Here is a 13,276-nt window from a genome sequence, read left to right as displayed (position 1 = left end):
AGGTCCGGCAGCGTGTCGATGGTGAAGAGGGCTTTGGTCGCGGCTGCTGTGGGGGTGATCGGCCTGGTGCCGGGCGCGATGCCCGCGCTGGCCCAACAGACACCGGAACCGAGCGGAACCGAGTACGCGCCGACGATGCTGGTACTGGACGCCTCGGGCTCCATGCTGGCCGCCGACCCCAGCGGCGGTACCAAAATGGACGCGGCCAAAAACGCCGTCCGCAGCTTCGTCACCGCCGCACCCGACACCGCGAAGGTCGGGCTCACCGCCTACGGCACCGGCACCGGCAACACCGACGCGGAAAAGACCGCCGGCTGCCAGGACGTCAAGATCCTGCACCCCGCCGACACCATCGACAAACCCGCCCTGACCACAGCGACCGACCAGATCGTGCCCCGCGGCTACACCCCCATCGGCACCTCGCTGAAAGCAGCCGCCGCCGCGCTGCCCCAGGCAGGGCCGCGCTCGATCGTGCTGGTCTCCGACGGCCTGGACACCTGCGCCCCACCCGACCCCTGCGACGTCGCCCGCGAACTCAGCGCCCAGGGCAACGAGATCGTCGTGCACGCCATCGGGTTCGGTGTCGACGATCCCTCCCGCGCCCAGCTGACCTGTATCGCCCAATCCACCGGCGGCACCTACACCGACGCCGCCGACGGCAAAACCCTCGAACAGGTCCTGCCTCGTGTGAGCGCCGCCGCCCTGCGCACCTACGCCGCGACGGGCGCTCCGATCACGGGCACCCCGGAGTACCGGGACGCACCGGTCGCCACACCGGGGCAGTACGTGGATGTGCTGGAACCGAAAAAGGAGCGGTATTACGCGGTGGACGTGCCCGAGGGTGCGACCGCGTATTTCAGCGGCACGGTGTCGTTTCCGCGTGTCTATGGCACCGAGCATTCGAACAACCAGCTGGATACACGTGTTTACGGGGCCGGCGGCAAAGATTGCAACGCCTACGAATTCGACGCATCCACCGGCTCCTCCGACGGGGTGGCGTTGACGGTCGGGAGTGTCTGGGCGGGAGCTGCCGAACCTGAGACCGGGAGCGCCGACGAATGCAAGGGCGGGGGGCGCTACTACTTCACGCTGAAATGGGCCACTGCCGCGGCCGACGCCCCGGCGCAGCTGCCGCTGGAGGTATCGGTCGGCCTGGAGCCCGGTGTCGACGATCCCGGCCCGCCGGCCGAACCCACCCGGGTGACATTCACCGAGCCGACCGGTGCGCCTGCGCCCGTGGTCGGCGGCGGGTCGTTCAATGTCGCGGCCGAGCTATCCGGTTCCGGCCGGTATTCGGATACATTGCAGCGTGGCGAGTACGTCTTCTATCGGGTGAAACTGGATTGGGGTCAGGGGCTGGCGTACCGGGTTCGGTTCGGGGAGAGCCCACTGCGTGGTGTCGACAACCTCTCGAATGTCTGGACGACGCTCTACACGCCGTATCGGGTGAAACTCGACTCCGATTTCTCCTCCTACAACGGCACCGAGAACATTGTGCCGGCCAATGACCCCGCAATAGCGACCGTCCCGATCCGCTATGCGAATCGGGAGAACTCCGACGGTGATATCGCGAACCAGGCCCTCCCGGGCTGGTATTACATCGCGGTCAAACTCAGCCCGACGCTCAACGGCGAGCGCACGGTGGGACCTGTTCCGATCGAACTGGAAGTCGATGTCACCGGTGCCCCGGAGCCCGGCCCGCGTTACCGGGACAGCACCGGCGACGAGTCGGTGTTCGGCAATGACGGGAAATCACGCAGCGTGGAGGATGACACCGCACAGGTCCCCGGCCCGAGCGAACAAGACGGGGTTTCCCCGCTGATCTGGGCAGCGATCGCCGCCGGGGTCGTTGTCGTCGCCGGTGCTGTCGTGGCAGCTGTTCTGAGTATTCGCCGTACCCGGCGCTGACCGGCGCCCCCCGGGATTCGGCCCGCCGGGCGAGAACGGTCGGATGGGCGACGCACCGAACAGCGGAACCGACCTGTCGCGGCAAGGCTCAGATGCCGGAGACCTCCAGCACGCGGAACGGGGAGTCCGGGGTGCCCGGGCCGAGGGGGCCGCCTCGGTCGAATTGCGATGCGACGACCAAGGTTCGATCCGCACTGTGGATCAGGGTGGTGGGGGTGGCGAGAGTGTCGTCGCGGTAGCCGGCGGTGCGGGTGGCGGAGGTGCCGTCGGGGGACAGGTTCCAGCGGGTGACGGTGTTTTCGGTGTTGTGGGCAACGCGGAGGGTGTTGTCGTGCAGGTCGAGGCCGTCCCCGAGGGGGAGATCGCCGCCGGTGAGGGTTACTTTGCGGATCGCGGCGGTGGTGAGGTCGACCCGGTAGAGGTCGCCGCCGGTGGAGTCGACGGTGAGCAGGTAGGAGCCGGTGGGGTCGGCGGTGATGCCGTTGAGGGTGTAGGCGGCGGGGTCGTGGGGTTCCAGAGCGGGGGCCAGGTCCAGGGAGTCGGTGAGTTCGGCGCGGCCGCCGGCGGTGATGGTGTGGGTGAGGGCGGCGGGGGTGATGCGATAGATCGCGGCGCGTTTGCTGTCGGTGAGGTAGGCCGTGCCGTCGGGGGTGAGGGCGATGTCGTTGAGAAAACGTTCGGCCCGGCCGGGGACGGTGTAGCGGGCGAGTGCGGTGCGGGTCGCGAGGTCGTAGACGGTGACGCCGGTGGTGGAGTCGATCACCCACAGCCGCCCGTCCGGGCCGACGCGCAGACCGTTGGCGGTCCGGCGGCCGTCGGTGCCGGCGGGGAGGAAGACCTCGGCGCGGGAGGTGCCCGGGGCTGCGCGGTAGATGGTGCCGTCGGCGAAGGAGCCGACGTAGAGGTCGCCGGTGCGCTCGTCCACGGCGATGCCCTCCGGGTAGACCCGTTCACCCGGCAGCTCGAACGCCGTCTCGACCCGGACAGTAGGAGCGTTCGACGCGGAATCGGTGCCGCAGCCGAGGGGCGATAGGCAGGCGGCGAGCGAAAGGGCAGTCGCCGACCAGCGCATTCGTGTGTTCACAGGCATGATTGAGAGATCCTATTCGTACTCACTTCTTATGAAGAATACGAACTATAGTTAGAACACTAATGATGGTCAATGCTCTTATTGATCGGCGGGTCGATACGATGCCTCTATGACGTCCATGCCCGCCGAGGAGCGCATCGGTTCGTATGTCAAACGCGCGGAACAGGCGCGGACAGCGGCCAAGAGCGCGGTGCTGAAACCGGCGGGTGTCACCGAAGCGCAGTACGCCGCACTGCTGTTCCTGACGGAGAACCCGGGTATCTCGGCCGCCGCGCTGGCGAGGTTGTGCGGGGTTACGCCACCGACGATGAAGACCGTGCTCACCAACCTCGTCGATCACGGGCTGATCGAACGCACGCCGCACCCCTGGCACAAGAACGTGCTGGAAACCCGGCTCACCGAGAAAGGGGAAGGGGTGATGCACGATGCCGACGCCCGCGCGATCGCGGTCGAACGAACCGTCGGCGACGGGTTCACCGACGCCGAACGGGAAACACTGTGCCGGCTGCTCACCCGCTGTGCCGACCTGTTCGACACCGCCCGCGCCGAAGTGCCCGCCCGCTTCGATACCGTAACCGGCTCCACCCCGGGGCGGACGTAACGGCCGGCACGAAACTCGGCGGACCCCGGTCACGGTTGGCCGGTTCGGCGCACGGCCTCGCGCCGGTGCGGTACCGACCTTCGTCGCCGCAGCTCCGTCCCGCTGGGTGAGAATGGTCGGATGAGCGACGCACCGGACAGTGGAACCGACCCCTATCTCTGGCTCGAAGAGGTCAGCGGTGAACGCCCGCTGGCCTTCGCCCGGGCACACAACGAGACGGTTGTCGAGCGGTTCGCCGCCGCCGACCGGTTCGATGTGTTGCAGCGGCGGATCCTGGACATGCTCGATACCGATGCCAAGATCGCCTACCCGGGCCGGCGCGGGAAATGGTTGTACAACTTCTGGCGTGATGCGCAGCATCCGCGCGGGCTGTGGCGACGAACCACGTTCGCCGAGTACGCGAAAACGGAACCGGAATGGGATGTGCTCATCGACCTCGACGCGGTGGCCGCGGCCGAGGACGAGAACTGGGTGTGGGGCGGGGCGGGTGTGCTGCGGCCGGAACAGACGCGGGCGCTGATCAGCCTGTCCCGGGGCGGCGCGGATGCCAAGGTCGTGCGGGAGTTCGATATCGAGACACGAGAATTCATCGCGCCGGAGAACGGCGGGTTCTTTCTTCCGGAGGCGAAATCCAGGCTCAGCTGGATCGATATCGATACGCTCTATGTCGGAACGGATTTCGGGTCCGGCTCGCTGACCGATTCCGGATATCCGCGGATCGCGAAACGCTGGCGCCGCGGTACCGCGCTCGATACCGCGGAAACCGTATTCGAGGGCACCGCAACCGATGTGGCCGTTTCAGCCGGCTACGACCGTACGCCCGGTTACGAACGCCACTACATCGGGCAGGCCACCGATTTCTTCAACGAAGAGGTGTACCTCCTCGATTCCGGCGGCTCGTGGGTCCATCTCGAGACACCGTCGGATGCCAGTGAATCGTGGTACAAGGACTGGCTGCTGGTCCGGCTGAAATCGCCGTGGGAGGTCGGCGGGACGACCTATTCCGCGGGTTCGCTGATCGTGACGAATTTCCCGCGGTTCCTTGCCGGCGAGCGGGAATTCGAGGTCCTGTTCGAACCGGACGCGCATACCTCGCTGCACGGCTACGGCTGGACCGAGAACCATCTGCTGCTGGTGACCCTGCAAGATGTGCAGACCAAACTGTATGTCCTCACCCCGGGGGCCGACGGCTGGGACACCGAACCGCTCGCCGATACCCCGGCCATGGCCACCACGAGTGTCATGAACCTCGACCCGCTCGAGGGCGGGGACGATTACATGCTCATGACCAGCGGTTTCACCACGCCGACCACCCTGCTCGCGAGCGCGGTCGGGGCACCGGCCACCGAGTTGAAGCAGGAACCGGCCTTCTTCGACGCCGCCGGCATCGACACCGAACAGTTCTTCGCACGCTCCGACGACGGGACCATGGTCCCGTACTTCGTGCTCAGGCACCGCGACAATCGGGGTCGCCCGGGGCCGACGGTCATGTCCGGATACGGCGGCTTCGAGGTCTCCCGCACGCCGGGGTACAGCGGGGCCTCCGGTATGGGCTGGCTCGAACAGGGCGGTACCTGGGTGATGACCAATATCCGCGGCGGCGGGGAATACGGGCCCGAATGGCATACCTCGGTGCAGAAAGCGAATCGGCACAAGGTGTACGAGGATTTCTCGTCGATTGCGCGCGATCTGGTATCCCGGGGGATCACCACCGCACCGCAACTCGGTGCGCTGGGCGGCAGTAACGGCGGATTGCTGATGGGGGTGATGATGACCCGCTATCCCGAGTTGTTCGGCGCCATTGTCTGCCAGGTGCCACTGCTCGATATGCGCCGATATCACCTGCTGCTGGCCGGGGCATCGTGGGTCGCGGAATACGGTGACCCCGATATCCCCGAAGAATGGTCGTATATCAGCCGGTATTCCCCCTATCAGAAGGCAATGGAAACAGGGTCCGATGCCACTTACCCACCTATCCTGATCACCACCTCCACCCGCGACGATCGGGTGCACCCCGGGCATGCGCGGAAAATGACCGCGCTGCTCGAGGAACAGGGGCATCGGGTCTGGTACCACGAGAACATCGAGGGTGGGCACGGCGGCGCCGCGGACAACAAACAGTCGGCGTTCCAGGCGGCCCTGATCTACGAATTCTTCACCCAGATGCTCATCGAGGGGCGCACCTCGAAATAACCGGCGCCGCCGTCAGCGGTCGCGCAGCCATTTCTCGACAGTGTCGAGTACCGGGCCGGGATCGGAAATCCAGCCGTTGTGGCCGAGGCGCCGCGGTTCGTGCCGGCTGGTTTTGTCGGCGGCCGGCAATTTGTCCAGGAGGTGGCGGGCCGAGGCCGGTGGGGTCAGGTCGTCACCGGCCAGGGTGATCGACAGGACGGGGAGTTTCAGCCGTGCCAGCCGCTCCTCGTAGTCGATATCGGCGCCGGCCGGGGCGAACCGGCCGGTGCGGGCCAGCCGGGCCCAGTCCGAGATCAGCACCTTGGACTGGCGTCCGAAGCCGTTGGGGCCGAGTTTGTCGCCGGGCCAGACACCGGCGAGATTCGCGGTGAGCGAGACTGCCGCGCTGCCGAGCAGCAGGCCGGCGCCCATGATCCCGCGAAACCCGCGGTGGTAGGGGGTGCCGGAGGCGATGAGGATCAACCCGCCGAGGCGGCCGCGGATACGGGCCGCGTAGAGCGCTGAGAGATGCCCGCCCATACTGTGCCCCAGCAGGTAGGGGGTGCTGTCCGGGAAGCGGGTGCGGACCACTTCGAAGATTGCCGGGAAATCGACCGCGGCCAGTTCGTGGTATCCGTAGGTGCTGGCCGCACTGGGCGCCGGGGTGCTGTCGCCGTTGCCGCGCAGTTCGCCGACCGCCACGTCGACCCCGCGGCGGGCGAGTTCCCGCGCGAAATACAGGTAGTACTCGCCGGGGACGCCGAGTCCGGGGATCAGCACGACCACGGGACGCGGCCGGTCGAGACCGATCGGGTGCCGGTGTGGTCCGCCGGCGGGGAGCAGCCGGACCGGTACGGTGCTGCCGTCCGGCATCTGGATCGCCACGGTTTCCATCGCGTCCAGATTAGCCGCGTGCCGTCCCCGAGCCGGACGCCGTCAGGCCCGGATCGCTCCGACGATGATCCGGCTCAGGACACGGATCACCTCGTCGAGTGGCTGTCTGGGTTCGGTGCCGCTCCATTCGTCGATCACGTAGTTCACCGCGCCGATGATCGCGAGCATGCGCAGGTCGTAATCGCCGGTTGGGATCTCCCCGTGCAGGGCGGCGTCCTCGGCGGCCCGGGCGAGGACAGCACTCCAGGCCCGGCGGGATTCGATCCGCATTTTTTCGACCTTGGCGCCCGCGCCGACTACTTCGACGAGAACCACCCGGGCCCGCCGGGCGTCGGTGCCGATGGATTGCACGTAGGCGCGGATCGCCGCGTCGATACGGGGTAGCGAGGTCTGCTCGGCGCTGTGGTCCAGCGATGCCAGTACCGCGGCCCGGGATTCCCGGTCGATGAGTGCGAAGAGTTCCAGGAGTAAGGATTCACGGCCGGTGAACTCCTCGTAGAACTGGCGCGAGGACAACCCCGCATCCCTGCAAATGGCGCCGACCGAGCTATTGGCATACCCATCGCGGGCGAAAACCGTCAGGCCGGATTCGAGAAAACGCGCGCGCCGCTCGCGTTGCCGATCTTCTACGGGCTGGCCGGCGTACCTACGTCCCGAATTCGCTTCCTGTGACATCGCGCAGAACAATACCGAAAAGCCCGATCCCCTCGTCATCGATCGGGCCTTTCGTAGCACACCGGTAGCATCCTGCGGGTTTGCCGAAAGTTGGCTGCTCGCAAGTGTGGTCACCGGTAAAACTGCCAAATCGGACAGTACGCGGTTCCGGTATCACGTGCGCGATTTTAGAGGGAAATTCTAGAATAATTTCGAGCGGCGGTGCGAAGGTGAGCCGATAACCGTGCAACACATAGTGTTCATCTTATGGGAACCGCACTGCTGTACGGGCTCGGCACGGCAATTCCATTGGTGATCGGTGCGGCAATCGGGTTGCGCACTACATTGCCCAAACCATTGCTCGCCTCACTCATGGCTTTCGGTGCGGGCACCATGATCGCCGCGGTATCGAATGAGTTGTTCGAGCCGGCCTTTTTGCAGGCGGGGGCGTTCATCGCCGGAGTCGCGCTGTTTCTCGGTGCCGCCGTGTACGTCGTGGCGAACCGGCTCCTGGAACGGCGGGCGGGCGGCACCTCTGCCGTCGGCTGGGCTCTCATGCTGGGCACTGTTCTGGACGGGGTGCCGGAGAACACCGCCCTGGGCGTATCGCTGAGTTCGGGCGGCGGGGTGGTGCTACTGGTGGCCATCGCCGCGGGGAACGTGCCGGAGGCGATCGGTGGTTCCGCGCTGCTGCACCGGCAGCGAAACGTCGCCACCGGCCGGGCATTCGCACTGTGGGTCCTCACCGGTGTCGTGCTCGTCGTCGTGACCGTGGCCGGCCACGTACTCTCCGACCACCTCGGCCCGACCCCGATCAGCGCCGTTCAGGCGTTCGCCGGGGGCGCGACCATTGCGGTCCTCGCCGATTCACTCATGCCGGAGGCCTACCGCGAGGGTGGCTGGTGGGTGGGTATCGCGACCGCGGCGGGGTTCCTGGTCGCCTTCCTGCTCGGGTGATCCCGGCGGCCCGGCGGCCGGGGGCGCGGCCCGTTGCGCCGGGGCGGCGAGCCCGGGTGATCCGGCTCACCACCGGGGGCGGGTGGGGTGGGCCGGGCCACCCGGGGAGAGTTAGGCTCGACCTCGTGACTTCCCACTACGATGTCGTCGTTCTCGGTGCTGGTCCCGGCGGTTACGTCGCCGCGATCCGCGCCGCTCAACTCGGCCTGCGAACAGCGATCGTCGAGCAGAAATACTGGGGTGGCGTGTGCCTGAACGTGGGCTGCATCCCGTCCAAGGCCCTGCTGCGCAACGCGGAGCTGGCCCATATCTTCACCAAGGAAGCGAAAACCTTCGGTATCACCGGGGAGGCGTCGTTCGATTTCGGTGCGGCGTTCGACCGGAGTCGTAAGGTCGCGGACGGCCGGGTCAAGGGCGTCCACTTCCTGATGAAGAAGAACAAGATCACCGAGTACGACGGGAAGGGGACGTTCACCGACCCCAACACCATCGCGGTGGAGCTCAGCAAGGGTGGCACCGAGTCGATTACCTTCGACAACGTGATCATCGCGACCGGCACCGTCACCAAACTGCTGCCGGGTACCTCGCTGAGCGCGAACGTGGTCACCTACGAGGAGCAGATCCTCACCCGCGATCTGCCCGGTTCGATCCTCATCGTCGGCGCGGGCGCCATCGGTATGGAGTTCGGCTACGTCCTGCGCAACTACGGCGTGGATGTGCGGATCGTGGAGTTCCTGGACCGCGCGCTGCCCAATGAGGACGCCGACGTCTCCAAGGAGATCACCAAGGCGTACAAGAAGCTGGGCATCACCATCTCCACCGGTGCGGCCGTGCAGTCGATCGACGACGACGGTTCGAAGGTCACCGTGGCGATCAAGGACAACAAGTCCGGTGCGGTGGAGACGATCACCGTGGACAAGGTCCTGCAGGCCGTCGGCTTCGCGCCCCGCGTCGAGGGCTTCGGCCTGGAGAACACCGGTGTCGCGCTGACCGAGCGTGGCGCCATCGCGATCGACGACAGTATGCGCACCAACGTGGGCCATATCTACGCGATCGGTGACGTCACGGCGAAACTGCAGCTCGCGCATGTCGCGGAGGCGCAAGGTGTGGTCGCGGCGGAGACCATCGGCGGTGCGGAAACCCTGCCCCTGGGCGACTACCGGATGATGCCGCGTGCCACCTTCTGTCAGCCGCAGGTCGCGAGCTTCGGCCTGACCGAACAGCAGGCCCGCGACGAGGGCTATGACGTGAAGGTCGCGACCTTCCCGTTCACCGCCAACGGCAAGGCGCACGGCTTGGGCGATGCCACCGGATTCGTCAAGCTGATCTCGGACAACAAATACGGCGAACTCATCGGCGGGCATCTGATCGGCCCGGACGTCTCCGAACTGCTGCCGGAACTCACCCTGGCCCAGAAATGGGATCTGACGGTGAACGAACTGGCCCGCAACGTGCATACGCATCCGACGCTGAGCGAGGCGCTGCAGGAGGCCATCCACGGCCTGGCCGGCCACATGATCAACTTCTGATCGCATTCACGGCCGATTCGGCCGTGCGCGACCCGGTGCGGTATCTACCGTGCCGGGTCTTTTGCGTTGCTGGGACTACCGGCCCGCGGTTCGCCGCTGATCGGCAGAATCCGGCGCCGCAACTCGCGCTACGGCGTGCCTCCGTTGCCGGCTGCGCGCGCGCCGTCGAGGAAGATCGCGAGCACCGCGGCACTCGCCTGTTCCACTCCGGTGTCGCCGCGCAACACCATGAGCAGGCCTTTCTCCAGTAAGCCGGTGTACATCTCGAACAGCGTGTCCACGCTCAGGTCAGTGCGCAGCGCGCCGGCGCCGGCGCCGCGCCCGATGAGTCCACGGACCGGTTCGCTCAATCGCTGCTTCAGCCCGGCGTCCTTTTCGGGGAGGTGCGTCTCCGGCTGTAACAGAGCGCCGTATTTGCTGCCCGCGGTGAGGAAACCGCGCGTCAGGCGGGCCAAGGCGGTGGGCACCGGCACCGAGTCCAGGTCGGCGTCGTCGATCCGGGCGACCAGGTCCCGGGCTGCCGCCTCGGTGAGCCCGCTCAGCAGCGCCTCCCGGTTGGCGAAGTAGCGGTACAGGGTCGCGCGGCCGATCCCGGCGGCCGCGGCGATCTCGGCCATGCTCGCGGTGCCCCGGACGGCCAGCACGTCGGCGGCTGCGGTGAGGATCGCGGCTTCGATGTGATCGCGCAGGGCGGGACGTTCGGCCATCGCCCGAGCATATATCCCAGCCCCATTCATTGACATATACATCTCCTTATGAGACATTGATGTCTCATAAGGAGATTGGAGAAGCTCATGATTGCAACGCGGGTACTGGGGTCATCGGATATCGAGGTCACGCCCATCGGTCTGGGTTGTATGCAGTTCGCGGGTCCGGGCCTGGTGGCGCAGTTCTACCCGGAACTCGACGGCACCACGACCGATGGCGTGGTGAAAGCCGCGCTCGACAGCGGAATCACCTGGTTCGACACCGCCGAGATGTACGGTGGCGGGCATTCCGAACGCGCGCTGACCACGTCGCTGCGCGCCGCGGGAACCACACCCGGTGATATCTCCATCGCCACCAAATGGACGCCGATGGGTCGCACCGCGACCAATATCGGCCGCACCATCGACACGAGAATTACCGCGCTCCAGGGATTTCCGATCGACCTCTATCAGATCCACCAACCATTCGGCAGCCTCTCCTCGGTGGCCCGCCAAGTCCGGGCGATGGCCCGCCTGCGCAGCGAGGGCAAAATCGCGTATGTCGGCGTGAGCAATTTCTCGGCGCGGCAGATGGAACGCGCGGACCGGATACTGCGCGAACACGGAACGCGGCTGATTTCCAATCAGGTGCAGATCAACCTGCTGCACCGAAAGATCGAGGACGACGGAGTGCTGGAAACGGCCCGCCGGCTCGGGATCACGCTGATCGCCTATTCGCCGCTGAAATCCGGTCTGCTCACCGGGAAATTCCACGATTCGCCCGACCTGATCGGCGCGGTACGACCTATCCGCAAGACACTGGGCGGCTTCAACACCCGCACCCTGACCCGGACCGCGCCGTTGATCGACGAGCTATGGAAACTGGCCCGGGCATACGGCGCCACGCCGGCACAGGTGGCGCTCGCCTGGCTGATCGGCTATTACGGCGACACGGTGGTCGCGATCCCGGGCGCCTCCAAACCACACCAAGCGGCGGAGCTCGGCGCAGCGATGAACCTGCGCCTCACCGATACCGAACTCTCCCGCCTGGCGGAACTATCGGCACCGCTGAATTGATCGGATCGATCCGGCAGGCCGGTATCGACGGTGCCGCCTCCGGCGGCGCGGGTGGGGCACACGTATACCGCGCCCGGGATATATTTCGCCTGTGCCTTCGGTTTCCGCGGTCCGCCGCTCGTCCACGCCGTGGTGGGTGCTCGCCGCGATCGCGGTGCCGCTGCTCGTTCTGGCCGGCGCGGTGGGGGTTTTCGTCGATACCCAGATGGTGCGGACCGCGACGGTGTACACGTCCACGCAGCCGGACGCAGTCGACTACGACGGGTTCACCTACCACGCCGGGCTGGTACGGCGGGAGAGCCGGCTGCTGGGCCGTCGTCTCGACGACAAGATCATGATCAGCCGCGACCCCGGCCTGACGTACGGGCATCCGGTGTACTTCGAGATCCTCGGAAATCGAGACCCGGTGCCGACAACGGTGCAGTGGCGTCCGGACGGGGTCTCGGTACGGTTCGATTCGGGGCACGAGATATTCGTGCCCGCGGCGGCATTCACCGGCGGGCGATAGCCGCGACCGGGTAAGAACGATCGTGAGGTGGGGGAATGGACCTGGCCAGGGTGTTCACCCAGATGTCGGCTCGTCAGTTCGCCGCATTCACCAGTCTCTATCCGCCGTTCCTGCTGGGTGGGGTGCGCGTGGTGCACGTCGCGGACGATTGGACCAGCGTCACCGTCCGCCTGAAAGTTCGCGGCTGGAACAAGAATCACAACGGTGCCGCGTTCGGCGGCATGCTGTCGGCGATGACCGATCCGTTCTTCGGATTGATGGCGCAATGGCAGCTCGGCGACGAATACACGATCTGGAACACCCGGGTCTCGACCGAGTTCCTGGCACCCGGACGCGGTGAGGTGCGGGCGACGATGTGTGTCTCGCCGGACGAGGCGGAGGTCATCCGGCGGAACGTCGCGGCCACCGGAAGTTCGCGGACCATCCATTCTGCGGACCTGGTGGGCTCGGACGGCCGGGTGGTCGCCCGGCATGAGCAGGAGGTGTACGCGCGGCTGCGGACTTGATCGCGGATCCGTCCGAACCGCGGCGCGCGGGATTCGTCCGTGCGGGCCGCGTTCAGAACTCGTCGCGGCGGATGCGCAGGGTGTTGATGGTGGCGGCGAGGCCTTCGTACTGGTTGACCAGGAGGACGATCTCGATCAGCCGGCGGTCGTCGTAGTAGGTGGACAGATGTTCCCAGGCCGCGTCGTCGATATCGCGGGTCGCGATCAGCTGGTCCACCGCGGTGAGCAGGGCGCGGTGTTTATCCGTCCATCCCTCGGCGCCGGCACCTTCGCGGATCCGCTCGAGAATCTCCGGCGTCACCCCGGCTCGGCGGCCGAGGCGGATGTGATGGTCGGTTTCGTACGCGCAATCACGCAGATGCGCGACGCGCAGGATCACCAGTTCGGAGTCGTGGCGGCGCAACTGCCCGGCGGGCATCAGCATTCCGGAGAAATGCAGCCAGCCGCGGAACAGCCGGCCGGCCCGGCCGAGGGTGCTGAACAGCTGCGCGTCCCGGGTGCCGGATGCCCGGGAGAGCACCTGCCACGCCACCCAGTTGAACGGTCCCAGCTCGCGCAGGCGGCCGGGGGTGATCCGTGGTTGCGACGCCGAAACCATCGATCTGCCCTCTCTCGAATGGAAGCTTTTCCTGCCGTCGGCCTCGATCTCGGTCTCGGCTACACGCGGCGCTGCACTGAACCTACCTGTCCCCGG

13 protein-coding genes are annotated in these 13,276 nt (G+C 66.6%); 8 read left to right on the top strand and 5 right to left on the bottom strand.

Going from position 1 to position 13,276, the window contains the following annotated elements:
- The first annotated feature begins 18 nt into the window (after positions 1-18).
- Positions 19-1,908: a VWA domain-containing protein gene (locus ACIA75_RS01590; RefSeq protein ID WP_397100833.1), complete on the top strand. Its 1,890-nt coding sequence runs from the start codon at positions 19-21 to the stop codon at positions 1,906-1,908.
- 88 nt (positions 1,909-1,996) lie between these two features.
- Here the strand turns inward: ACIA75_RS01590 and ACIA75_RS01585 are convergent, their stop codons facing one another.
- Positions 1,997-2,998, bottom strand: a complete 1,002-nt coding sequence (locus tag ACIA75_RS01585) for an SMP-30/gluconolactonase/LRE family protein (protein WP_397098752.1) — start codon at positions 2,996-2,998, stop codon at positions 1,997-1,999.
- A gap of 109 nt (positions 2,999-3,107) precedes the next feature.
- Between ACIA75_RS01585 and ACIA75_RS01580 the strand changes: the two genes are divergently transcribed.
- Positions 3,108-3,599 (top strand): MarR family winged helix-turn-helix transcriptional regulator, encoded by a 492-nt coding sequence (locus tag ACIA75_RS01580; protein ID WP_397098750.1) that lies wholly within the window; start codon positions 3,108-3,110, stop codon positions 3,597-3,599.
- 120 nt (positions 3,600-3,719) lie between these two features.
- Entirely contained in the window at positions 3,720-5,792 is a 2,073-nt protein-coding gene (locus ACIA75_RS01575) for a prolyl oligopeptidase family protein (protein WP_397098748.1), read from the top strand.
- A gap of 12 nt (positions 5,793-5,804) precedes the next feature.
- Here ACIA75_RS01575 and ACIA75_RS01570 read toward each other — a convergent pair whose 3' ends face one another.
- Together ACIA75_RS01570 and ACIA75_RS01565 are read right to left on the bottom strand one after the other, a co-directional pair.
- Entirely contained in the window at positions 5,805-6,665 is an 861-nt protein-coding gene (locus ACIA75_RS01570; RefSeq protein WP_397098746.1) for an alpha/beta fold hydrolase, read from the bottom strand.
- Positions 6,666-6,707: 42 nt separating this feature from the next.
- A complete protein-coding gene (locus ACIA75_RS01565) occupies positions 6,708-7,340 on the bottom strand; it encodes a TetR/AcrR family transcriptional regulator (RefSeq protein ID WP_397098744.1) in 633 nt (210 codons plus the stop codon).
- A 246-nt stretch (positions 7,341-7,586) separates the two neighbouring features.
- Here ACIA75_RS01565 and ACIA75_RS01560 point away from each other — a divergent pair, with 246 nt between their 5' ends.
- Both ACIA75_RS01560 and lpdA read left to right on the top strand, forming a co-directional pair.
- Positions 7,587-8,276, top strand: a complete 690-nt coding sequence (locus ACIA75_RS01560; RefSeq protein ID WP_397098742.1) for a ZIP family metal transporter — start codon at positions 7,587-7,589, stop codon at positions 8,274-8,276.
- A gap of 125 nt (positions 8,277-8,401) precedes the next feature.
- Positions 8,402-9,805, top strand: a complete 1,404-nt coding sequence (gene lpdA / locus ACIA75_RS01555) for a dihydrolipoyl dehydrogenase (protein ID WP_397098740.1) — start codon at positions 8,402-8,404, stop codon at positions 9,803-9,805.
- Positions 9,806-9,933: 128 nt separating this feature from the next.
- Here the strand turns inward: lpdA and ACIA75_RS01550 are convergent, their stop codons facing one another.
- Positions 9,934-10,512 (bottom strand): TetR family transcriptional regulator, encoded by a 579-nt coding sequence (locus ACIA75_RS01550; RefSeq protein WP_397098738.1) that lies wholly within the window; start codon positions 10,510-10,512, stop codon positions 9,934-9,936.
- Between the two features lie 87 nt (positions 10,513-10,599).
- Between ACIA75_RS01550 and ACIA75_RS01545 the strand changes: the two genes are divergently transcribed.
- From ACIA75_RS01545 to ACIA75_RS01535, 3 genes are all read left to right on the top strand, one after another.
- Entirely contained in the window at positions 10,600-11,568 is a 969-nt protein-coding gene (locus tag ACIA75_RS01545; RefSeq protein ID WP_397098736.1) for an aldo/keto reductase, read from the top strand.
- Positions 11,569-11,659: 91 nt separating this feature from the next.
- Positions 11,660-12,076, top strand: a complete 417-nt coding sequence (locus ACIA75_RS01540; RefSeq protein WP_397098734.1) for a hypothetical protein — start codon at positions 11,660-11,662, stop codon at positions 12,074-12,076.
- Between the two features lie 35 nt (positions 12,077-12,111).
- Entirely contained in the window at positions 12,112-12,582 is a 471-nt protein-coding gene (locus ACIA75_RS01535) for a PaaI family thioesterase (protein ID WP_397098732.1), read from the top strand.
- 52 nt (positions 12,583-12,634) lie between these two features.
- Here ACIA75_RS01535 and ACIA75_RS01530 read toward each other — a convergent pair whose 3' ends face one another.
- Positions 12,635-13,180, bottom strand: a complete 546-nt coding sequence (locus tag ACIA75_RS01530) for a carboxymuconolactone decarboxylase family protein (protein ID WP_397098729.1) — start codon at positions 13,178-13,180, stop codon at positions 12,635-12,637.
- Positions 13,181-13,276 lie beyond the last annotated feature (96 nt).

Source organism: Nocardia sp. NPDC051750 (assembly GCF_044453135.1).
Lineage (GTDB): Bacteria > Actinomycetota > Actinomycetes > Mycobacteriales > Mycobacteriaceae > Nocardia.
The sequence above is the reverse complement of the archived record's forward strand: the minus strand, read 5'-3'. Positions and strand labels throughout refer to the sequence as shown.